Raw genomic sequence first — 21,397 nt, forward strand, 5'->3', positions numbered from 1 at the left:
GTGCTACCCGCGCAGCGGATTCGGGAGCGGCAGGTAGCGGGCGTCCGCTCCGTCCGCCCGCGTCCAGCGCAGCAGCAGGTTGGTCTTGCCCGGCAGGGTCGCCGCGGAGAGCAGTTCCGCGATCTCGGGGAGCCCGCGGGTGGCCTCGTAGCGCAGGAACTCCTCCCGCGCGGCCGGCCACAAGAGCGCCGAGATGTCCGGATACCGACCGGCCAGCGCCCCCGCGATCTCCGTCAGGTTGTTGACCACCAGGCAGTAGACCAGCCGCTGCCAGGCATCCGCCCGCGGCAGGTCCGGCAGCAGCTTGACCCCCTCCGCGTCCCGGAAGAGGGCCTGTACCGGCAGACCGTCCGCGTCGACGGCGACCAGGGTGTTCTGGAGGTGGGCCTCCAGAACGATGCCGTGCCGGGCGAACAGTTCCAGCACCGGCGGTACGACCTGGCGCAGGTAGGCCCGCCACCACCGGACCGGGTCGGCGCCCCCGGCCGGCGGGCTGCCCGGGTAGCCCTCGGCGAGCGCGGCCGCCAGCAGGGCCGTGGCCCCGGGCACGGTGTGGGCGTGCAGGCCGTCGCGGACCAGGACGGCGAGTTCCTCGAAGGCGAAGGCGGCCGTGCGGTAGCCGCGGTCGGCGAGCCAGGCCGCGGCCGAGCCGGTCCGGCGCAGGGCGGCGAAACCGGCCTCGACGGCCGCGTCGGTACGACGCAGCTTCAGCAGGTCGTGGCGCCACAGCCGGCGCACGTCGTTGGTGATCCGCACGTCGAGGCTGAACTTCACGAAGAGGTCGGCCGCCGGATCCGGTACGTACAGGGTCCGGATCGAGGCGGTCGGCCAGGCCGGCCGCCGGCTCTCGCCGAGGCGCAGCAGCCGCCCGTCGGCGAAGGCCTCGCGCACCGCGGGCCGGTCGCCGACCAGGTCGAGCTGCCAGGGGTGGGCGGGCAGCAGCCGGTATCCGGCGGGAGCGTGCGGCCCGTCGAGGGCGTCGGCCAGGGCGTCGACGCCGCCGGAGGCGGCCGGGCCGCCCTCCTCCACCGTCTGGTCCTCGCGCAGCCCCAGGAAGACCAGCGGGAAGCGGGCGTAGGCCTCGGGCGCGTACGCCAGCCAGCTTCCGGCCGGGGCTCCGCCGCGGGCCTTGGGGGCGGGGTGGTGCGGGTGGCCCGTCACCAGGGACTGTTCGGAGAGGAGGTAGGGGTCCGCCGGGGGTTCGGCGGTGGCCCGGGCGGCCAGGAGCGCGGCGATCGCGTCCCGGCTGTCGGTGATCTCGACCGGGAGTTCGTCGTTGGGGACCCCGGTGAACCGGCCCAGTTCGTCGGAGACGAGTTTGACCAGTTCGGCGTGCCCGAGCGGGTGCCAGCCGTCCGCCGCGCGCAGTTCGGGGCGTACGGGCCGGCGCCCGCCGCGCACCCGGAGCAGCCTCCCGCTACCGTGCAGCCGGTGGACGCGCAGCGCGTCCGGGGTGCCGGGTTCGACGGGTGCGACGGGTTCGGCCGCCTCCCTGAGCAGGCAGTTCAGGAGCGGGGTGGCGGCGTACGCGTCGGCGGCGGCGTTGAGGTCCACTGGTTCCATTCGGTCCATCCGGTGCGCCGGAGGTTCGCAGGGCGTAACCACCAGCCGTGATCTTCGGTATCGGCAATCATTACTTGATCATCCCGTAAAGCGATATTCCGATGCCGGAGCCTCAGCATGCATCCTTCCCCCTCCCCGGCCGAAGAGGCCGTCGCCGCCGGACTGGCGGACGTACGACCGTCGCTCGGACCCTCGTACGCCGCTGCGCTCGACGGCGCCCGGGCGGCCGTGCTGACCCGGCTCTGGCGTGCCCTGGCCTTCGAACCGCTGCCCTGGATCGTGGGCCGCGAGTGCGGGCCGGACGGTCTCGCGCTGCAGCTGGCCGGGGGCGCCCGGCTGGAGGGCCCGCTGCCGGATCCCTACGCGACCGGCCCGTACGTGAGCGAGCTGCTGCTCGACGGCAGGCCCTACCGGCAGCCCACACGGCTGGTGACGGCCCTCCGGGTGCCGCACGGGGAGGACTTCGCCGCCGAACTGGACGGCTGCACGGCCTCCCTCGCGCTCTCCCGGGCCGGCCGGCCGGCCGTAGCGCAGGAGCCGGCTCCGCGGACCACCTGGGAATGGGAGCAGCGGGTGGTCGACGGGCATCCCTACCACCCGAACTGCCGTTCCCGGCCCGGGTTCTCGGTGGCCGAGCAGCTGGCGTACGCGCCCGAGCACCGGCCCGAGGTGGAGCTCGGGCTGGTCGCCGTACGGACCGAGGAGTGCCTGGTCACCGGCGACTGGCCGGAGGGGCTGCGGGACAGGGGGCGGATCCTGGTCCCGGTGCACCCGTGGCAGGCGGCGCACGTCCTGAAGCACGAGCGGGTGGGGTCCGGCTTCGCGGCGCACCCGCTGATGGCCCTGCGCACCCTGGCCCCCGCCGACGGCGGGGCGCACGTGAAGACCGCGCTGAGCACCCGGCTGACCTCGTCCGTACGGGACATCTCCGTCTACTCCATCGAGACCGCGGCGGCCGTCTCCGCCTTCGCCCAGGGCCTGACCGAGCGGCTCGACGGCCGGCTGCACATCACCCGCACGCTGGGCGCGGCGAGCGCGCACAGCCCGGACCTGGCGGCCGTGCTGCGCGAGCCGCCGGAGGTGTACGCGGACGCCGCCGCCGGTGAGCGGGTGCTGCCGGTGGCGGCCCTGGCCATGTACGCCCCGGCGCGCTCGGCGGCCTGGCGGGCCGAGTTCGCCCGGCTCGCCCTTTCGGTGTGCCTGCGGGTGCTGGACCTCGGGGTGGCCCTGGAGGCCCACGGCCAGAACCTCCTCGTCGTCCTCTCCCCCACCGGCGCCCCGCTGCGGCTGGTCTACCGCGACCTGGCCGACATCCGGATCAGCCCGGCCCGGCTGGCCCGGCACGGACTGCCGGTGCCGCCCCTGTCCGGCAGGCTGGTCACCGACGACGTGGCCGTCCTGCGGCGCAAGCTGTTCGGGTCCCTGCTGACGGGGGCGCTCGGCGCCACGGCGGGTTCGGCCGCAGGCTTCGCCGAGGCCCTCGCCGAGGCGGGCTCGCTGCCGGCCACCGCGGACACGGAGGCACTGCTGACCGGGCCGCTGCCCACCAAGGCGCTCACGCTGATGCGGCTGAGCCCCGGGGTTCCGGGCGACCTGTGGGCGGAACTGCCCAATCCGCTCATCGCGGGGTGATCGGGAGCACCCGGCCGGTTTCCCCTCGGAGGGGCTTCGGAGGCTACTGTTCAGGGGCATGACAGAGACCTCGTACTTGAGCTCCGTACGGGCGTCCTACGACGCCGTCGCCGTCGACTACGCGCGGCTGCTGAGCGCCGAACTGGCCACAAGGCCCCTGGACCGCGCCATGCTGGCCGCCTTCGCCGAGTACGTGCGCGCCGACGACGGGGGCCGGGCGGTGGCCGACCTGGGCTGCGGTCCGGGCCGGGTGACGGCGCATCTGGACGGGCTGGGTGTACGGGCCTTCGGCGTCGACCTGTCCCCGGCGATGGTGGCGGTGGCCCGCCGGACGTATCCGGGGCTGCGGTTCGAGGTGGGCTCGATGGCCGCCCTGGACGTGGCCGACGGGGTCCTCGGCGGGGTACTGGCCTGGTACTCCACCGTGCACACCCCGCCCTCGGAGCTGCCCGCGGTCTTCGCGGAGTTCGCCCGGGTCCTGGCGCCGGGCGGCCACCTGTTGATCGCCTTCAAGGCGGGCGACGACCGGATCCGGCTGGACCACGCGTACGGGCATCCGGTCGACCTCGACGTGTACCGGACCCCGCCCCGCCTGATCGCCGAGCTGCTGGCCGGGGCCGGACTGACCGAGGTGGCCCGGCTGGTCCGCGAGGCGGACGCCGACGAGAAGTCCCCGCAGGGCTTCCTGCTGGCGCGCAAGGGGTAGGGGCGTCTTCCAGACCTTGCCGGGCGGCCCCCGGGCCGGCGCCCTACCGGACCGGACCGGCCACCGTTTCGAGGGCGGCGCCTGCCACTTCTGCTCTTCGCGGGTGCGGCGCGCCAGCTCCTCCGGTGGCTCGGCACCCTCCCGAACGGCCGTGACGTAGGCCTTCGCCTCCCGCAGGCTCAGGCGCGGGGCCTGTCTGCGCAGGTGGCTCATCGCGGCCACGCCACCCGCGGACCGCGCGAGCTCGCGAACGGCGCAGGCCAGTGGATCAGGTGGCCGGATGCCCTTGGTCTGCAGGAGGTACTGCTCCTCCCAGCCCTCGTCCGGCCACCAGGCGGCGGGCACGTGGTGGATGCTCCCGTCGTGCCGGTCCACCAGGTAGTGACCGCCGCCCATGACACCCTCGCCCACCTCACGGGGACGGTCCGCGTACCCCGCGGTGTTCCAGAACACGAGCCAGCCGACCGCGTGTTCCTCCACCCCGCCGGCGACGAGCTCGGGTGCCGGTCCGCTCCACGGCCATGTCAGCCGCTCTTCGGCCAGAAAGGACTCGACGAGCTCGACGGCACGTTCCTCGGAGATCACGATCTCATCCTCCCTCACGGCCCCCGGTCCGGATATCAGACGAGTAGAACCGTTTCCGCTGTGCGCCGTTCAGGGGGCAGGCCGGTGCGTGTGGGACCCGCCTGCACGGCTATCGGCCCGGGCGGTGGCAGGAAGGAGTTATGAGTCTCCATCGCCGCCACCTCCTGGGCAGCGCGGCCGCGGCCGTCCTCGCCACCGTCGGAGCGGCGGCCCGGACCCCGGACTACGGTGCGCTGGCGCGCGGGATCGACGGGCGCGTGGTGCTCCCCGGGGACCGGGACTACCCCGAGGCACGCCGGCTGTTCCAGCCCCGGTACGACGGCGTCGCCCCGGCCGCGGTGGCCTATCCCGCACATGCCGCGGACGTGGCCGTCTGCCTGGACTTCGCCCGCCGCTCGGCCGCGCCCGTGGTCCCGCGCGGTGGCGGCCACAGCTACGCCGGCTGGTCCACGCGCTCCGCCGGGCTGGTCATCGACACCGGGGCCATGGCGGCGGTGTCGCTCGAGGGGGACGGCGTACGGATCGGTGCGGGGGCCCGGCTCGGAGCGGTGCACGCGGCCCTCGCCGGGCGGGGGCGGTCCGTCCCGACCGGGCTGTGTCCCTCCGTCGGCATCGCCGGGCTCACCCTCGGCGGCGGCCTGGGACTCGCCTCTCGCGCGTACGGCACCACCGCCGACCGGCTCACCGGGGCCCGGGTGGTCACCCCCGACGGGATCGTCCGCGAGGTCTCCGCCGACCGCGATCCGGAGCTCTTCTGGGCGCTGCGCGGCGGCGGGGGCGGCAACTTCGGCGTGGTCACCGAGTTCCGCTTCCGGACACATCCGGTCGGCGCGTGCGCCTTCGCCGAACTCCACTGGCACGGCGGGGACTCCGCGGCCGTGCTGCGCGGCTGGCAGCGCTGGCTGGCCGAACTGCCGGACCCCTTCTGGAGCCAGGTGGAATTCACCCTCGAAGGGGGGAGCGAGGCCCCGGCGGTGCGGGTGGTGTGCCTCGACGGACGGCCGGAGCTGGAACGGCAGTTGACCCGGCTGGCCGACCTGGCCGGCGGGGCGCCGCGGGACGGCCGGATCGCCGTGCTCAGCCACGAGGACACCGTCCGGGCCATGTCCGGCTGCCCGGAGCTGAGTCCCGCGCAGTGCCGGCTGCCGGGCACCCTGCCCGGCCGGGACCCGCAGGGACGGCTCGGCCGGGACTCGTACGCCGCCCGGTCGGACTTCTGGGCCGGCGGCGGACTGCCCGACGCGGCGATCGGCACGGTCCTGGACGCCGTGCGGCGGTACGGGACGAGCGTTCCCCGGGGCGGCCGGGGGGTGGTGCAGTTCGACGGGGTCTGCGGCGGCGCGGTGAACCGGGTCCCGGCCGGCAGCACCGCCTTCGTGCACCGCGACAGCGCCTTCCTCGCCCAGTACCTCGTCTACTGGCCCGAGGCCGCACCGGCCGCCGAGGTGGCCCGGCATCAGCGCTGGCTCGACGGGCTCTGGCAGGACCTGCGCCCCTGGGCGAGCGGCCGGGCGTACCAGAACTACACCGACCCGAAACTCATCGGCTGGGGCGAGGCCTACTACGGCCGGAATCTCGCCCGCCTCCAGGAGGTCCGGCGTGCCTACGACCCGGACCGGCTCTTCCGTTTCCCCCAGGCCGTTTAGGGAGTGTCCGGCATGCGACGTACGTTGACGATGGCCGCGGTGGCGGCCGCCCTGCTGGTGCCGGGAGGGCCGCTGCCCGTGGCGGAGGCCGGGAGCACCGCCGCCGCCCCGGTGGCCGTCGGCCGCTGGTCGGCGCAGCAGGCGCAGTCCTTCTGGACCGCCGAACGGATGGCCGCCGCCCGGCCGTTGCCGCCCGCGCCACCGGAGCCGGTGGAGCCCGCGCCGCCCGAACCGTCCGCACCGATGCCGATGCCGGAACCGGAACCGATGCCCGCGCTGCCGTCCGAGCTGCCCGAGCCGGTGCCGTCCGCGACTCCGGCCGCGACACCCACGCCCGCGCCCACACCCACACCCACACCCGCGCCCACACCGAGCCTTAGGCCCACGCCCACGCCCACGCCCACGCCCACCCCCAGGCCCACCCGTACGCCGTCGGCTCCAGCTCCGCTTCCGGCCCCGGCACCGGCGGCCGTCCCGCGGCTCCCGGCCCTTACCGCCGGCATCGGGCAGAACTTCGACGGTGTCCCGGTCGCCGGCCGGATGTTCCTCGTCAAGGGCGGCGGGGCCTACTTCTGCACCGCGAGCGTGGTCTCCTCCCCCGGCCGCAACCTCGTGCTCAGCGCGGCGCACTGCCTGCTCGGCTCCGACACCCAGCAGGTGGCCTTCGTACCGAAGTACACGAAGGCCAAACCGCAGCCGTACGGCATGTTCCCGGTCCTGCGGGACGCGGGCGGGCACTCGAAGATCTGGATCGACCCGCGCTACCGGTCCCAGGGCGCCGACCGCGCGGCCGCCCTCGACGTGGCCTTCGCCCAGGTGGGGCCGGACGCCCGCGGGTTCCCGGTGGAGGCCGTGGTCGGTGGCAACCGGCTGGTGACCGGCGCCGGTTACGCGCACGCCCGGGTCACCTTGATCGGCTACCCGTCCTCCGCTGCCCGGCCGCGCCTGTGCGTCAACCGGACCACGAAGTTCACCAGCGCCGACGCGCGGATCCCGGGATCCTTCCTGCGGATCGACTGCACCGGCTATCCCGGCGGGACCAGCGGCGGCCCGTTCCTGACCCGCTACGACGCCCGCACCGGGACCGGAGACGTGGTGGGGGTGATCGGCGGCTGGAAGACGGGCGGGGACAAGACCGACACCTCCTACAGCTCCTACTTCGGTGCGGACATCAGGAAGTTGTACGAGAAGGCGGTTGCCGGGGCGAAGGCGCGGCGGTGAGCACCCGCACCCAGCGGGTCCGGCGCGGGTTGCCGACCGTACGCGGGGTCGTGGCGGGCCCGTCGCCGGTCAGCGCGTCCGCGGGCGCGAGACCGAGGCGGCGGCGCAGGTCGGCGAGGGCGGCGTGGACGGGCGCGAGGACGACCTCGGCGCCCGGGTCGATGGACGCAAGGGCGTGCGCGGTGGTCTCGATCGCCTCGGCGGCGTCCTCCGCGGCGGTCCGGCTCCACCCGCCGGGCGCGCCGGTCCCCCAGGGGGCGATGGTGTCGTAGAGGTGGCAGGCGGCATCGGCCACGGCGTCGGCCCGTTCCCCGACACCCGGCGCCGCGATGGTCGGCAGTTCCATGCCGGGTCAACGAGCCGATGCCGCCCGGGGTACGAGGGCATGCCCCGGCGCCACCGCGCGGCGGCGCCCCGGTGGATCCGCCGGGCGGGCAAGCTTTCCCCAAGCTTTCCCCGGCCTGGGCGCCGGGGACCGCCCGCCAGTAGATTCGGTCCGAGGAAGGCGCGGATCGGGGGGACTCACCACGGCTACGCTGCGGATGCACCGGCGATCGTCTTCGTACGCGGGACGCGGCTCAGCGCGGGCCAAGGGAGCCCTCAGCTCGCCGCGCTCCAGGAGGAATTTCGGGTGGCCGCCGTTGACCTGCCGGGCCAGGCGCGCGCTCTGCTCAACCCTGGAGTCTGAACGCGGCGGCGGAGATCATCGCTTCTGCGGTGGACTCGCCCGACCGGGGACCGTCTCCCGTCGTCGGGCACTCCCCCGGCGGATACGCTTCGCTCGAGTTCGCGCGACGCTGCCCGGCGCGGCTGCGGGCGCTGGTTCTCGCGGGGGCCAGCGCCTCGACACGTGGTGCGTGGGCCCCGAGGTGGTGGACGCCGCCATCCGCGCCGGCTATGCCTTCCACACCCTGCCGGCCGCCTGGGGCGAGGTACCGGGCCGCTTCGACGCGGATGCGATGCATCATGTGGCGGCTCCCGTGCTCATCCTGAACGGCGAGAAGGACACCGTCTTCCGCTCCGGCGAGATGGACTTCGTCCGCGCGTATCCGTATGCACGCATCGAATTGATCCCGCGGGCGGGACGTCTCGCGAACTTCGGCGATCCGGAGGCCTTCACCGATGCCGTCCGCCGCTTCGCCCTGCACCCACCTGCTCACGGCTGAGCGGCCATGGCCGGCCACATGGAGGGCCCACTCGACACCGGCACGGGATTTTCGGGACCGTTGACGCTCACGAAGCCGAGCCGGTGCAGCGGCGACAACGCCTCGACGCCCCGCCGTCGGGCTCGGCCACCGCGTCCCTCCCTCTGTGAGGCGCGTCGCCGCAGGCAAAGCAGGCAAAGCACCTGGACGTCAACCCAGCGCGGCTGGGAGCTTCCTCGCCTTCACGAGCACCGCCGTGAGATGACGTCCGAGCACTGATATCCGGCGCAGGTCAGTGACCGTGCTCCAACCACCGGAGAGGGTGGTGCGGCGAGAAGACGGACGCGATCGGCAACGACGGGTGACCGTCGGCGCGTCCAGGCCGGGGCTCCCCGGCAGGGCGGCCCCACTTCCCCTGTCGGAACGGGCGTGTCAGCGGCGGCGTGCGCAGGCCCAGGCCCCCATGCCCTGGATCTTGGCGAGTCTCCTCGCCGTCGCGATCTGCTCCGCCTTTGTGGCGAGGTCCGCGCGTGGTGCGTACTTGCGGCCTCCTGCCGCGTTCCAGCTCGACTGGGTGAACTGCAATCCGCCGTAATGTCCGTTGCCGGTGTTCGCCCGCCAGTTCCCGCCGGATTCACACCGTGCGATGGCGTCCCAGTCGCGGTTCGGTTTGGAGTGGACCGCAGCGGCGTCAGCCCCGGAGACGTTCAGCAGGGCGACGGTCAACAGGACTACAGAGGCAAGCAGTTGGCCGATCGCGCGCCGGCTTCGCCGGTCCTTGCTTTGGTGTGACATCAGTCCTCCTTCGCTGTTGGGGCGGGCCTGCCACGAACGGCGGACGGGCTCGCGCACGACCACCTTCGGGCCGTGGCCACAGCACAGCACGGACCGACCTGCCTTCAGCGGCACTTGCCGTCGGCTAAGGAGTGACGCCACCCGAACGGAGGCTCGACGGCCCCGCTTGAGGTCTCACCTACGCAGAAGGGGCCCGTCCCGACCGTGACACGCCGAGCTGACGCCCCGGCGCTCCATCGCCGTCGTCGGCGAGCGGGGGGAACGGCAAGACCGCCCTGCTACGGGCCCTCCCCGGGCCCACCCTGCGGACGCTCGCCGAACTCCGGCTCGGTGAAACCGACTTGCCCATACTGTCCCGCACCAGCCCGGCGTTGCCCGGCTCCCGCAGGACAGGGACCTGTTGGCCCTGCCCACCCCGTCCACGGACTGCTCGCGTCGTCCGCGTCCACACAACATCGGTCGGCGACTGCACCTTGGCTACGGGGGCAAGCATTCGGGGCGCTTCGTGATCCAGCCGTGATGTCGCCGAAACCTGCAGGCAGGTCCCTGATCCCCCACCGACCAGGGCCGCCGCCCTGCTGCGGCGTGTCGCGGCCGCCTCGCCGATCGTCTTGCCCCGCTCCGATGCGCATGGCGGGCGGGTATCGGGGAAGGCGCATCCTGCAGGAGCATGCCGTTACCCGCTCGCTTGAGACCGTTATGTACCAAGCGTGACGAGGGAAGGGGATACCGTGATGAACTTCTCGGTTCGACGGACTTCCAGCGACACCACGTGGCGCCGCCCCAGCCCGGGCTGGCTGGATCCCCGGCACCCCTTCGGGTCCATGCGCCACCAAATGGGCCACTTCCTGGAGCAGGCCACCCTCACCCAGCCCGGTCAAGGGTGGTGGACGCCTTTGACCGAAGAGGAGGAGACCGACGACGCGTACGTGATCAAAGCCGAGATGCCCGGCATTCCCCGCGAGAACATCGCCGTGGAGATGGACGGCAACGATCTGTGCATCACGGGCGAGCTCGACAGGAGGTCCGACAAGGTTCTCACCCACCGCACCGGCAAGTTCTGTTACCGCGCCGGCCTGTCGGGGGGTATCGACAGCGAGAGGACCGAGGCCACCCTGGACAGTGGCGTCCTGACGGTCCGCATCTACAAGTCGGGGGCAACCAAGCCGCGCAGGGTCCCCATCACCGGCGGCGATGACCAGCCCGCCTGAGGCGGGGGCAGCGTGGGGGCCGACGTGCCTGCCCACCGCACACCAGGAGCGGCGACTGGTGCTCAGGGCGGCGGTGGCCCGGCTCGGTAGCATGCAACGCATGGCCATCAAACTGGAGAACGTCGGCATTGCCGTTCGCGACCTCGAAGAAACGATCTCTTTCTTCATCGACCTCGGCCTCACGGTCATCGGCCGCGACACGGTCAGTGGTGAATGGGCCGACACCGCCGTCGGCCTTGATGGCAATCACGCCAAGATCGCGATGCTCCAGACGCCAGACGGTCACGGCCGCCTTGAGCTCTTCGAGTACATCCACCCCGAAGCGATCGAGTCGGAGCCCACTCGTCCCCACGCGATTGGCATGCATCGCGTCGCCTTCTCAGTCGACGACATCGACAAAGCCCTTGAGGCAGCCGCAAAGCACGGATGCCTTCCCCTTCGCGGTGTGGCCACCTATGAGGACCTCTACAAGCTCACGTACCTCCGCGGTCCCAGCGGCATCCTCGTGATGCTCGCCGAGGAGCTGAAGAAGAACTGACGGCCGAGCGGTCGCGGGGTGTTTTTGCAAGCCGGTGCGGTCGCGGTGCTGCGGTGCGAGCCCACGCTCCGGACTCGGTGGAATCGAGCTCCGTCACCGGATGCACGCCCGGGCGGAAGACCGGATCCGGGCCGCCAGGACCACCGGAGGCTGCTTGTCACTCCATGATCGTGATCGGAGCCCTGAAGCTGTCCTCCGTGAGCAGGTCCAAGTCGAAGACTCCGTCATTCGTCTGCTGCCAGACGCGTACGTACCTGGTTCTCGCCGCCCAAGCGCCGAGGTCGGCGGTATCAGCGCTGTACTGCTGCCAGGTCGTTCCGAGCTCGTCCAAGTGGTCTGGCCAGGTGCCGGGCCTGTACGCCCACACGGTGATGTGGGTGACGCAGCCGATGGCCTGGTGGAACGGGTTGTCGGGGTCGGAGGCCTCGATGGGGGCCTGCAAGGAGCCGAGGCGCCGCAATCCGAGGTAGGCGAGGGAGTACACGACTGCGCCCTCCCCCCTGTCCCATCCGTCGGGGCGCACCGTGAGGGCGTTCCCCTGGTAGTAGGCCGCGTCGTACAGCCTCGCTCCGACCTTCGGATCGGGGTTGTTTGGCATGTCGTACTCCCGCGCCTCCGGGCTTGCAGGCCCGTGTCCCTGCCGTCGCCGATCCTGGAGGGCCGAATCGTCCATAGGCCGGGGCCCGGCCGCATACAGGGGGGGGTCGCTCCTCCTCGGCGTACATGGGGAGCGGCCAAACAAGCTTCCCACGGTTCGGGCGCGCTGCCGTGATCGGTCGGCTGTCGCTCCCGCATGTCGCATTCCGGCTCGGTCGCCAACCAAACGGCCGGCCGACGGCGCATTCCGGTGGAGTCGTGTCCGCTGGGACACGCGGGTAGAAGATCGCTGCGCTCGAATCGGTCCGACCGGGACGGGAACCCCGGAGGTGAGGCTGCTCCATTGCCGGATTCATGGTGGGCGCGAAGCACAGCAATCCCTCGCGAGCGATAGGGTGTAACTCGCGAGGAGGAGGCTGTCATGGGTGAAGCAGCTTCGACGACAACCCCCCGTGAGCGATACCGGCAACAAGTGCGTTCGGAGATCAAGGAACGGGCCTGGGAGCAGATCGCCGCTGCCGGGACGTCTGCGCTCTCCCTCAGCGGAATCGCCAGAGTCATGGGCCTGAGCGGCGCCGGGCTCTATCGCTATTTCACGAGCCGCAACGAATTGCTCACGGAATTGGTGCATGACGCCTACCAGAGTCTGGTGGGGACACTCAGGGCTGCGACTGTGCAGGGAAAAGGGGATCTTGCCGGCCTAGGGCAGGCCCTGCGCGCGTGGGCGCTCGATGATCCGCAACGGTATTTCCTCGTCTACGGACCTCCGGTGCCGGGCTACCGTGGCCCCGCCGACGTCGCCGCGCTGGCGGCGGAGATCATGGACATACTCACCGATGCCTGTGCCGATCTGCCTGACGCGCCCGCGAGTACGCCCGAGGCCCCATTGGCCGATGGCCCTGGGCCGTCGTCGGTAGGGCGGGCCGACACCGCGTCGGCGCAGCGCCTGGCCATCTCCTTCCGGACCCGGCTGCACGGGGTGCTCTCCCTGGAACTCAGCGGTCACCTCGCCGGGATGGAACGTGATGCCGCCCTGCTGTACCAGGACGAGCTGGACCTGCTTGCGGCCCGCTGATCGCGGCCGCCGGCACTGTCGTCGAGGCGGGCGTCAGACCCGCGGCGGGAGGAGGGGGCCGAGCGGGCCGAGGTCGATGTTGAGGTCTTCCAGGGCGTAGCCGTGTTCCTCGCAGAGGTCGGCGAGGCTGTCATGGAGGGCGAGGAGGGTGGCGCCGAGTTCTTCTTCCTGTTCGTCGGTGAGATCCCCGGCATCGACGCGGCGCAGGGCTTGGCGTTCGATGAGCTGGCGCAGGAGCTCGACGATGGTGAGGACGAGCTTCAGGAGGTCTTCCCCGACGGCGTCCGGGTCGGTGGTCAGGCGGTGGGCGGGGCGCGAGGGTTGGTCGTGAGGGGCGGGGGGTGCCTGGATGAGGCGGAAGGCCTGGGACAGGTTGTCGCCGAGGTCTTGGACTCGGCCGGGCCGGGAGTGTGGGGGCGGGGGATGTTCATGGCTCATTGCGTCCGCCGTCCTGTCTCCTGCGCCCGGGTGGGGGCGGGGGCGGTCTCGGAGCTGACGGAGACGATGAGGGCGCGCAGTGAGATGCGGACGAGGTCGATGTCTGCGATGGACAGGACGATGTCGCCGGTGAGGACGACTCCGCCGCTCAGGAGCCGGTCGAGGAGGTCGACGAGGGCGACCTGTCGGCCGGGCAGGGGTTCGCCGTGTTCGCTGACGGTCATCGTGGCGGCTCGGGGGCGTCGGCCGGGTCGGGTGCCGGCATGGCGAAGGAGTAGGGAGCCCAGGGGCCGGTGACCTCGATGCGCAGGCCGGGAAAACTGCGGGCTGCGTCGGCGATGGCGGCCTGGAACTGCCCGGCCTGGTCGTCGGGGATGAGGTAGGCGTCGTTGAGGACGTTCTCCTGGGGACCGGTGAGTTCGCCGCGCTGGGGTGCGTGGCGTACGCGCTGCGTGGCATGGCGGGAAGCGAGGGCCTCGATGGTCTCGGCGGCCTGCTCTGCCTGCTGGTAGACGGCGTCGCGGGAGTGGCGCTGGGCTCTGCGGGCCTCCAGGTAGGCCTTGCCCGGGCTGGCGGGCGGGGCGGGGGCCGCAGGAGGGGGCTCTGTGGTGTCGGGCGTGAGGTAGATCTTCACGCCGTACTCGGTGTGGGCGCGCAGCTGGTCGAGACGCTGTGTGAAGACGGCCTGCTGGGCGGAGAGCGCCTGCCGGGCCCGGTGGTCGTCCTGGTAGACGGTGGCCATGCGCAGGGGCAGGACGGGGGCCCGGGCGGCGACGGCCTGGACGACGTCGTGGTGGGTGCGCGCGACGTGTTCAAGCCAGCCCAGGTCCTCGAAGTTCTTCTTGAGGGCGGTCTCGTTGAAGTCCTGTTCGGGTACGTCGCCGGCCACGAAGGCGAGCGACGCGTGCGGGGTACCTGGGGCGATGTCGGCGGTGTCGGCGGCGAGCGGGAGGAACCTGAGCGGCGCCTGGCCGATGCCGTGCAGGCCGGCGAGGGCGTCGCCCAACGGGCCGCTCCGGTGGGTGACCGCGTAGACGTAGGTGAGGCTGCCGGGGGTGTTCACGGAGGGCTCTCCCGTCGACGGCCGGCCGGTCGGCCGCCCCGTTCCTCGCCCGGGGCTTCTTCCTCGTCGTACTCGTCGTGCTCGCCGGGTCCGAGCCGACCGCGGAGGGCTTCGAGTTCGGCGCGCAGGCGGCGGTTCTCCTGTTCCAGGGGGCTGCCCGTGTGCCGGGTGGACAGGGAAGGGTCGTGCTCCCACCAGTCGATGCCCATCTCCTTGGCCTTGTCCACGGAAGCGATCAGGATGCGGAGTTTGATGGTCAACAGCTCGATGTCGAGGAGGTTGATGCGGATGTCGCCGGCGATGACGATGCCCTTGTCCAGGACCCGCTCGAGAATGTCGGCGAGGCTGGAAGAGGACTGCCCGTACGGCATCGGCGCGCGGGAGGCGAAGCTTCCGGGTCGGCCGGGCAGGGATTCGGTCACGGTGGCCCCTCCTTGTGCGTCGTCGACTCAGGGAAGCTGCTGCCGGAACGCTGCGATCTCTTCCAGCCGGTCGATCAGCTCGTCCTCTTGGAGGTCGAAGGTCTCCTGGTCGATCTCTCCGCGCAGGAGCTGTTGCTCCAGTTCGGCCAGCCGGCGCCAGATCGGAGCGGGGTCGTAGTACTCCTCTTCGGCCTTGTCGACCACGCGCTGGGCGACCCAGGTGACAGCGCGTACCGGTGCTGCGGGGAGCGTCAGCAGGTAGGTCAGGAGTCCCATAGCGTTCCCCCTTCCTGAGCGGGGTGGTTACTGGACGAAGCTGTAGGGGGGCAGCGGGCCGGAAAACCGCAGGTCGATGCCGCTGCCGATCTCGCGGGCCAGATTGGCCTCCGCGGTGCGCAGATCCTCCTTGTGCTCTTCTGGGACGAGGAGGGAGAGGTTGAGGACGTCGTTCCCCGAGGGCGGGTGGGCCAGGTATTCGCGGGAGAAGGGGGCGAGCGCCTCGGTCAGGCCGGCCGCCAGAGTCTCCTGCCGTACCTGCACCTCACGGGCGATGACTTCGCCCAGGGCCAGTGGCAGGCCCGGATCCCGGTCTCCGCCACGGATCCGGTCGTTGAGGTCGCTCGCCTCGGGCACGTCCTGAAGGATCTGCTGCAGCAGAGGTGCCTCATCGGTCTGCGAGACCCTGACGTGGTACTCGGCGCAGCCCTCCAGACGCTGGAGCGCACCGAGGTAGCTCTCCGCGTTGGACTCGAGGGCCTGGCGGACCGCGAGGTCGTCGGTGGCGACGTAGCCGAACTGCAGCGGCAGGATCACCCCGTCGGCCATCAGCAGCTCCTGGACCTGCTGGTGGGCGGTCAGGTCGCGGCGTTTGGGCCGGATCTCCTCGACGATGTCGCTGACCACCGCGCACAGGGATCCAGCAGTGACCGTACGCAGCGGCGAGGGGTCGGAGCCGACGCCGCTGACGCCGTCCAGGCGGTGGGGGTGGTCCTTCGCGGCGATCGAGTACACGTAGAGCGGCATCGGTTACTCCTTCTCCCGCCGTACGGGGCGCCGGGCGGCAGGGCGGCGTCTCCTGGGTGCCTCTTCCTCCGCCTCTTCCTCCTCTTCCGGCTCCCTGGACTTGGAGGGCTTACCGGTCAGGGAATCGGTCACGGCTTCGACGGCACCGCTGATGGCTCCCTTGGACTTCCCGCGGGCCCCGCCTTCGAGCATGTTGCCCATGACTTCGGGAAGCTGGGCGGGGGCCTTGCGGCCTGCTTCGAGGTCGAGGCGGTTGCAGGCCTCGGCGAAGCGGAGGTAGGTGTCGACGCTGGCCACCACGATGCGCGCGTCGATCTTGATGAGTTCGATGCCCACCAGCGAGACGCGGACGAAGATGTCGATGACCAGCCCGCGGTCGAGGATGAGCTCCAGGACGTCGTAGAGGCTGCTCGTGCCGCCTCCTTGACCTCGGGCGACGGGGCCGCCGCCCTGCGGCACCATGGTCATGGCGCCTCCTTCCGCCGGCCTTCCCGAGCGCTCAGGGCTGCCGGTCGATCATGCCGCGCGTGTAGCGGCGGGTGCGTTCGTAGGAGATCAGCTCGCCGTCCTCGTCCAGCGCGACCCGGTAGCTGGCCATCACGCTGGTGGTGTCGGGGATGCGGTCCAGCTCCACCACCTCCACCTGCGCCTCCCAGCCGTCCTCGGTCGGCTTGAGCGAGGAGACCGAATCCGGCGGCCGGCCCAGTAGTTCAGCGAGCTGCTGCGCCGCGGCACGCATCGCCGCCGCCGCGCCCGTCTTTCCGGAACGGCGCCGGGGCGCAGTGCGCCCGAGCCTTTCCCTGTCCTGCCCTTCGCCGTTGCCGACGGCGTGCGAAGAGGCCCGCCGGGGGCGTGCAGGTTCCGCTGCGGCCATATACCCCTCCCTTGGGGAGACGGCCTCACAGAAACTAGAATGTCACCAAATCCAGGTATAAGCCCCACATCGGGGCAGAAGCCTTTTGGGAGCGGCCTCCGGCCGGACCTCCCTCTCGCCGGCGGGCAGTGTGAGCGTGGCGTTCCACCGCCCCCGGGCGACACCACCAAGACCGAAAGCGCCCTGGCAGGGGATGATCATGGAGGACACCACCAAGATCGCGCTCGCAGCCGCTGTGGCTGGGGGATACATACTCGGCCGTACGAAGAAAGGCCGCCTGGCGTTCACCATGGCGACCTATCTCGCCGGTCGCCGCTTCGGGCTCGAACCCGGCCAGCTGCTCAAGGAAGGCGCCTCCCGGCTCAAGGAGATGCCCCAGTTCGAGGAACTCGCCGAGCAGCTGCGCGGAGAAGCCCTCGACGCAGGCAAGCAGGCGCTGGCTGTCGCGGCCAACCGGAAGCTCGCCGACCTCGCCGGCGTACTGCACGAGCGCACCCTCGAGCTCACCCGCAGCGGTCAGGACGACGAGGAGGAGGACGAGGACGAGGACCAGGAACCGTACGAGGACGAGGAAGCCGAGGACTACGCAGGAGAGGACGAGGAGGAGGGGTACGCGGAGCCCGAGGACGAGGCCGAAGAAGACGAAGAGGAGGAAGAGGAGGAAGAGGGCGAGCAGGGGCCGGAGGCGGAAGCCGAAGAGAATGAACCCGAAGAAGAGGAAGAGCCGGAGGAGGAAGAGGAAGAAGAGGAGGAGGAGGAGGAGGAGCCTCCCCCGCCGCCTCGCCGGACTCGCACCTCGGCTCGCGCACGGAGCGGCAAGACCGCGACCCCCGCCCGAAGGACCGCTCGGCGCCCCACCCCGGCGAAGAAGTCAGCGCCTGCGAAGAAGTCAGCGCCTGCGAAGAAGTCAGCCCCTGCGAAGAAGGCCGCACCTGCCAAGAGGACGCCTACGAAGAAGGCAGCATCCTCGAGGGAGGCCGCACCCGCGAAGAAGGCCGCGACGAAGAAGTCCTCTCCCGCCAGGACAACGGCGGCGAAGAAGGCGGCCGGCAGCCGGCCGGCGAAGAAGGCCGCGCCCGCCAAGAAGAGCGCCGCGTCCAGGGGGGCCGCGAAGAAGACCAGCGCCCCGCCGCGCAAGAGGAGCGCCTCTCAGAGCCCGGCACGCAAGAGCGCTGCCACCAAGGCCACCGCCAAGAAGACCACCGGCCGCAGCCCGGCACGCAAGACGGCCGCCAAGAAGACGGCGGCGCGCAAGCCGTCCACGCGGAGGTAGGTCATGGCAACCTCAGACCGCACAGGCTCGTCGGAGTCCCCCACCGGGATGGACAAGCTGCTGAAGGAACTCACGGGATACCTCGCCGCCCAGGCCGACCAGCTGGCAGACAAGGCCACCGACAAGCTCTCGGACGTCACCGACCAGCTCCACGACGTCGCTGACAACAACGGCAGCCTCTCGGACGTCGCCGGCATCGGCGGCCGGCTGCTGCAGGGCGACTCCCCCCTGAAGGCGTTTGCCGGCCAGAAGCTCGGCAACCTCAAGGACAAGGTCACCGAGGCGTTCGGCGGCGGCAAGGGCCGTGGCCGCAAGAGTAGTGGCGGCAAAATCGTCAACATCGTCGAAGCCCTCGACGTCGGCCTGCCGTTGCGCACGGTCTACGACCACTGGACGCAGTACGAGGACTTCAGCGGATTCACCAAGGGCGTCCGCGACGTCTCCCGCGACGACGACACCACCAGCGACTGGAAGGTCAAGGTCGGCCCCTCCACGCGAAGCTGGAAGGCCACCGTCCAGGAACAGGTACCCGACGACCGCATCGTGTGGACCTCTCAGGGCGCGAAGGGAACCACCCGCGGCTGCGTCACCTTCCACGAACTCGCGCCGTCGCTGACCCGCATCGTCATCGTCGTCGAGTACTACCCCTCCGGACTCTTCGAAAAGACCGGCAATATCTGGCGCGCGCAGGGCCGCCGCCTGCGCCTGGACCTGAAGAACTTCCTGCGCCACGCCATGCTCACCACCGACGAACCGGAAGGCTGGCGCGGCGAGATCCGCGACGGCGAAGTCGTCCGGACACACGAAGAGGCCCTCGAAGAAGAACAAGCCGAAGAGGCAGACGAAGGCGACTACGAGGACGGCGGCGCCGAGGAGGACGAGGAGGAGTACGCGGACGGCGAGGAGCAGGGCGAAGAAGGGGACGAGGACGAGGACGCTCAGTACAGCGACGAGGGACTTGAAGAGGAAGACGAGGAGCCGGAGGAGGAACCTGAGGAGGAACCGGACGAGGAACCGGACGAGGAACCGGACGAGGAACCGGACGACGAACCGGACGACGAACCGGACGAGGAGGGAGAGGAGGAGGACGAGCCCGCTCCGCCCCGCCGACGCCGGCGCCGGCAGCCCGCATGATCCCCGCGAAGCAGCAGCGAGGACACAGTGAGGGCCGGTGGGAGATCTCCCATCGGCCCTCACCCCCACGTCACCTCGCGTACCAGCCTCACCTCGGCGTGTCAGTGCTTCAGCGTGTCCTTGGCCTTCTGGGCGGTCTGCTTCGCGTCACCCATCATCTGCTCGCCCCGCCCCTTGGCCTCCAGGCTCTCGTTTCCCACCGCCTTGCCCGTGTTCTCCTTCACCTTGCCCTTGGTCGCCTTGGCGACGTTCTTGACCTTCTTACCTGCACCCATTGCTCTCACCTCCCGCCACTCGGCACGTGGCAGTACAAGCCTGCTCAGCCCCTACCCCTCGCGAGAGGGGATACGCATTTCCTTGCATCTAGGACAAGGGTCATCGCGTGTTCGGCTTCTTGCCCGACGGTAGGCGGCTCTCGCCACCGACCGTGAGGACGCCTCCCTCGGCGTGTGGGAGCGCCGTGTCCCTGTCCGACGGTCGGGCCCGGGTGCCTCTGTCCACGGGAACGGGTTCCGGCTCAGGATTTCCGACGTTGTCACGCTGAGCGATCCGCCGGGGTGGGAAACTCAGAGCCATGGAGTGCGGATGGCCCGTACGATCAAGGGCGGGATGGGGTTGTAGCGCAGTGGTTGTCGCGCCTTCACCGCATGTGGGAGGACGCCGGTTCGAATCCGGTCGGCCCCATCCCACCCCGGCAGCGCGTCGCTCACGCCAGCACGAGCGTTTGCGGAGCAGTGGGGAGCGGGCGCGGCCGAACATTGCGCGCTGGATGGGAGTCGTCCCCCCGCGCACCCCATCGCCACATGCAGCGTGGCCGGACCACAGAAGTCCCCGGTCTCGGTGAGTCAGCGGGCGAGGGAGACGGCGAAGGGCGCGCTCTTCACCCCACCGACCTCCGCGCAACAGCCGCTGACCGACCGGACCGGGAAGTGACGGATACGCCCGGGGAGAGGCCGGCCACGGCCTCGCCGCCCGGGTCGTCAACGCGATCCGCAGCACGGTACGACTCGGCGCCATGTTGCCCCTCGACGACCCGGATCACGATCACCCCGGTCGGCGCCCGTCACCGTCACCGTCACCGTCACCCGCATCATGTAGCCCGCCCACATGGTTTGGCCTGGTCCGCGCGCGCCACGGGGGTACCTCAACGATTGCGGCAATTGGCAGCGTTCTCGTTGTTTGAAACCGGGTAGGGGGCGCACATGGACTTACAGAGGGTTCTCCCATAAATCCGAAATTTGTCTTGCCGACGACGAGAACGCCGGCCCGTAGCTGCGGGGAGGCAAGCGTGAAGTTCACTCCGGGGTGGCACGGACATCAATGGAGACGGCGTTGGACGCTTGTCCGCTGGATGCGACGACCTGTCGTGGGGCGGATCCTCTTGCGACTGACAATGTGGGGAGTGCGAGTGACGGTGTGGGCCGCTCGACGTGCGCTGCGCCGTAGGATGACACGCGTCCTGCACGGGTTACAGACAGGCCGCGCCACGCCAGGGCGCGGATGCCAGGTTCGATTGGGTCCGCCGGGCTCGGAGCGACCCCTCGCAGCGCGATCTCGTCGGGCTCAGGCCACCGTGGGCCGCGCGTGCGGTGCACGAAGGAAACGGCTTCGCCCGCTCGCGCAGGGAAGCCGTTTCGCGTATCGAAGGGACCGGCGTCCGGCTGCCGTTTCTGCTAGTGCCTAGCACGGCTGAAGAGGCGGAAGATCCCGAGAAGGATGAGGGAGCCGACGATGGCGGCGATCCACGTCGAGATCTCGAAGAAGCCGTCGATGGAGTCCACTCCGAAGATCACCTTACCGAGCCACCCACCGAGCAGGCCGCCCGCGATGCCTATCAGTATGGTGATGATGATGCCGCCCGGGTCCTTCCCGGGCATCAGCATTTTGGCGATGATGCCCGCGAACAGACCGATAAGAATCCAAGCAAGTATGCCCATGTTTCCTTCCCGTCCCGTCGCGAAAATGAGCGGTGCACTTCTGCTTCTGTGCCATTGAGGCGGGTCCAAGCCTTCGAGGCTCTACCCGCACGACCAAGGATCTGACGCGAGTCAACTCAACGCGTCCTTGCCCTTCTCCTTGACGCGCCGGGCATTGCCCCGGGCTTCCAGAGCGGCGCCCTTGGCGGCCAGGTCCTCCTTGCCCATGGCGTGGGCTGCTTTCTTCACAGCCCTTCCCGCAACTCGTTCTATCTCAGCTTTCGCTTTCTCACCAGTGCCCATATCGTCCCCTTAGACGTCTTACGCTTCGCATATGTCCGTACCGGTGACTTCCAAACGATTCATGCGAAACCGGTTCCTCGGCCGTTCCCTGCCGGTCGGCTACGGGCCTGGCAAGAGGGGGCGGGATGACCCGCAGGTGATCGACGGGATTCTGCATCGGGTGAGAATCGGAGGTCAGTGGCATGACCGGCCGGAACGGTTCGGGCCGCCACCACCCCATCCCGGCGAAGGCCGACA

The 21,397-nt window shown here is 70.8% G+C and carries 23 protein-coding genes, 1 tRNA gene and 1 pseudogene; 11 read left to right on the forward strand and 14 right to left on the reverse strand.

Features of this window, described 5'->3' with window-relative positions:
• Positions 1–3: 3 nt before the first annotated feature.
• On the reverse strand, positions 4–1,572 hold the full coding sequence (locus ACGFZK_RS00925; RefSeq protein ID WP_393846684.1) for an IucA/IucC family protein: 1,569 nt from the start codon (positions 1,570–1,572) through the stop codon (positions 4–6).
• A 108-nt stretch (positions 1,573–1,680) separates the two neighbouring features.
• On the opposite strand from ACGFZK_RS00925, the gene ACGFZK_RS00930 reads away from it, so the two are divergent.
• From ACGFZK_RS00930 to ACGFZK_RS00945, 4 genes are all read left to right on the forward strand, one after another.
• Positions 1,681–3,195: an IucA/IucC family protein gene (locus tag ACGFZK_RS00930; protein WP_393846685.1), complete on the forward strand. Its 1,515-nt coding sequence runs from the start codon at positions 1,681–1,683 to the stop codon at positions 3,193–3,195.
• A 58-nt stretch (positions 3,196–3,253) separates the two neighbouring features.
• Entirely contained in the window at positions 3,254–3,901 is a 648-nt protein-coding gene (locus ACGFZK_RS00935; protein ID WP_393846686.1) for a class I SAM-dependent DNA methyltransferase, read from the forward strand.
• 725 nt (positions 3,902–4,626) lie between these two features.
• Positions 4,627–6,132 carry an FAD-binding oxidoreductase gene (locus ACGFZK_RS00940; protein ID WP_393846687.1) on the forward strand — a complete coding sequence of 502 codons (1,506 nt, stop codon included), beginning with the start codon at positions 4,627–4,629 and terminating at the stop codon, positions 6,130–6,132.
• A 12-nt stretch (positions 6,133–6,144) separates the two neighbouring features.
• Positions 6,145–7,353: a serine protease gene (locus ACGFZK_RS00945; RefSeq protein ID WP_393846688.1), complete on the forward strand. Its 1,209-nt coding sequence runs from the start codon at positions 6,145–6,147 to the stop codon at positions 7,351–7,353.
• On the opposite strand, the gene ACGFZK_RS00950 is transcribed toward ACGFZK_RS00945, so the two are convergent.
• Complete coding sequence (locus tag ACGFZK_RS00950) at positions 7,304–7,699, reverse strand: hypothetical protein (protein ID WP_393846689.1); 396 nt, start codon at positions 7,697–7,699, stop codon at positions 7,304–7,306. The two genes, ACGFZK_RS00945 and ACGFZK_RS00950, sit on opposite strands and share 50 nt — an antisense overlap.
• Positions 7,700–7,864: 165 nt before the next feature.
• On the opposite strand from ACGFZK_RS00950, the pseudogene ACGFZK_RS00955 reads away from it, so the two are divergent.
• Positions 7,865–8,519, forward strand: a pseudogene (locus ACGFZK_RS00955) (alpha/beta fold hydrolase).
• 411 nt (positions 8,520–8,930) lie between these two features.
• On the opposite strand, the gene ACGFZK_RS00960 reads toward ACGFZK_RS00955, so the two are convergent.
• On the reverse strand, positions 8,931–9,293 hold the full coding sequence (locus tag ACGFZK_RS00960; protein WP_393846690.1) for a transglycosylase family protein: 363 nt from the start codon (positions 9,291–9,293) through the stop codon (positions 8,931–8,933).
• A gap of 734 nt (positions 9,294–10,027) precedes the next feature.
• Here ACGFZK_RS00960 and ACGFZK_RS00965 point away from each other — a divergent pair.
• Positions 10,028–10,504, forward strand: coding sequence for an Hsp20/alpha crystallin family protein (locus ACGFZK_RS00965; RefSeq protein ID WP_393846691.1), 477 nt, complete (start codon positions 10,028–10,030; stop codon positions 10,502–10,504).
• A 100-nt stretch (positions 10,505–10,604) separates the two neighbouring features.
• Positions 10,605–11,042 carry a VOC family protein gene (locus ACGFZK_RS00970; protein WP_393846692.1) on the forward strand — a complete coding sequence of 146 codons (438 nt, stop codon included), beginning with the start codon at positions 10,605–10,607 and terminating at the stop codon, positions 11,040–11,042.
• Between the two features lie 157 nt (positions 11,043–11,199).
• Here ACGFZK_RS00970 and ACGFZK_RS00975 read toward each other — a convergent pair whose 3' ends face one another.
• Positions 11,200–11,640 carry a hypothetical protein gene (locus ACGFZK_RS00975; RefSeq protein ID WP_393846693.1) on the reverse strand — a complete coding sequence of 147 codons (441 nt, stop codon included), beginning with the start codon at positions 11,638–11,640 and terminating at the stop codon, positions 11,200–11,202.
• A gap of 420 nt (positions 11,641–12,060) precedes the next feature.
• On the opposite strand from ACGFZK_RS00975, the gene ACGFZK_RS00980 reads away from it, so the two are divergent.
• On the forward strand, positions 12,061–12,714 hold the full coding sequence (locus tag ACGFZK_RS00980; protein WP_393846694.1) for a TetR/AcrR family transcriptional regulator: 654 nt from the start codon (positions 12,061–12,063) through the stop codon (positions 12,712–12,714).
• Between the two features lie 33 nt (positions 12,715–12,747).
• On the opposite strand, the gene ACGFZK_RS00985 is transcribed toward ACGFZK_RS00980, so the two are convergent.
• From ACGFZK_RS00985 to ACGFZK_RS01020, 8 genes are all read right to left on the reverse strand, one after another.
• Entirely contained in the window at positions 12,748–13,152 is a 405-nt protein-coding gene (locus ACGFZK_RS00985; protein WP_393846695.1) for a gas vesicle protein K, read from the reverse strand.
• The gene (locus tag ACGFZK_RS00990; protein WP_393846696.1) at positions 13,149–13,376 is read right to left on the reverse strand and encodes a gas vesicle protein; all 228 of its coding nucleotides are present in this window, start codon (positions 13,374–13,376) and stop codon (positions 13,149–13,151) included. The genes ACGFZK_RS00985 and ACGFZK_RS00990 overlap by 4 nt, the downstream gene beginning before the upstream one ends.
• Entirely contained in the window at positions 13,373–14,215 is an 843-nt protein-coding gene (locus ACGFZK_RS00995; RefSeq protein WP_393846697.1) for a GvpL/GvpF family gas vesicle protein, read from the reverse strand. The genes ACGFZK_RS00990 and ACGFZK_RS00995 overlap by 4 nt, the downstream gene beginning before the upstream one ends.
• Positions 14,212–14,586 (reverse strand): gas vesicle protein, encoded by a 375-nt coding sequence (locus tag ACGFZK_RS01000; RefSeq protein WP_393847254.1) that lies wholly within the window; start codon positions 14,584–14,586, stop codon positions 14,212–14,214. The genes ACGFZK_RS00995 and ACGFZK_RS01000 overlap by 4 nt, the downstream gene beginning before the upstream one ends.
• Before the next feature lie 78 nt (positions 14,587–14,664).
• A complete protein-coding gene (locus tag ACGFZK_RS01005) occupies positions 14,665–14,913 on the reverse strand; it encodes a gas vesicle protein GvpG (protein ID WP_393846698.1) in 249 nt (82 codons plus the stop codon).
• Positions 14,914–14,940: 27 nt separating this feature from the next.
• Complete coding sequence (locus ACGFZK_RS01010) at positions 14,941–15,660, reverse strand: GvpL/GvpF family gas vesicle protein (protein ID WP_393846699.1); 720 nt, start codon at positions 15,658–15,660, stop codon at positions 14,941–14,943.
• A gap of 3 nt (positions 15,661–15,663) precedes the next feature.
• The gene (locus tag ACGFZK_RS01015; protein ID WP_393846700.1) at positions 15,664–16,128 is read right to left on the reverse strand and encodes a gas vesicle structural protein GvpA; all 465 of its coding nucleotides are present in this window, start codon (positions 16,126–16,128) and stop codon (positions 15,664–15,666) included.
• 31 nt (positions 16,129–16,159) lie between these two features.
• Entirely contained in the window at positions 16,160–16,534 is a 375-nt protein-coding gene (locus tag ACGFZK_RS01020; protein WP_393846701.1) for a gas vesicle protein, read from the reverse strand.
• A 199-nt stretch (positions 16,535–16,733) separates the two neighbouring features.
• On the opposite strand from ACGFZK_RS01020, the gene ACGFZK_RS01025 reads away from it, so the two are divergent.
• The gene (locus ACGFZK_RS01025) at positions 16,734–17,807 is read left to right on the forward strand and encodes a histone protein (protein ID WP_393846702.1); all 1,074 of its coding nucleotides are present in this window, start codon (positions 16,734–16,736) and stop codon (positions 17,805–17,807) included.
• A 3-nt stretch (positions 17,808–17,810) separates the two neighbouring features.
• A complete protein-coding gene (locus tag ACGFZK_RS01030) occupies positions 17,811–18,941 on the forward strand; it encodes an SRPBCC family protein (RefSeq protein ID WP_393846703.1) in 1,131 nt (376 codons plus the stop codon).
• A 101-nt stretch (positions 18,942–19,042) separates the two neighbouring features.
• On the opposite strand, the gene ACGFZK_RS01035 is transcribed toward ACGFZK_RS01030, so the two are convergent.
• Positions 19,043–19,216 (reverse strand): CsbD family protein, encoded by a 174-nt coding sequence (locus ACGFZK_RS01035; protein ID WP_393846704.1) that lies wholly within the window; start codon positions 19,214–19,216, stop codon positions 19,043–19,045.
• Between the two features lie 336 nt (positions 19,217–19,552).
• Between ACGFZK_RS01035 and ACGFZK_RS01040 the strand changes: the two genes are divergently transcribed.
• A tRNA-Ala gene (locus ACGFZK_RS01040) sits at positions 19,553–19,625 on the forward strand.
• Positions 19,626–20,614: 989 nt separating this feature from the next.
• On the opposite strand, the gene ACGFZK_RS01045 is transcribed toward ACGFZK_RS01040, so the two are convergent.
• Entirely contained in the window at positions 20,615–20,878 is a 264-nt protein-coding gene (locus ACGFZK_RS01045) for a GlsB/YeaQ/YmgE family stress response membrane protein (protein WP_393846705.1), read from the reverse strand.
• Positions 20,879–21,397 lie beyond the last annotated feature (519 nt).

Source organism: Streptomyces sp. NPDC048257, assembly GCF_043201855.1.
Classification (GTDB): Bacteria; Actinomycetota; Actinomycetes; order Streptomycetales; family Streptomycetaceae; genus Streptomyces.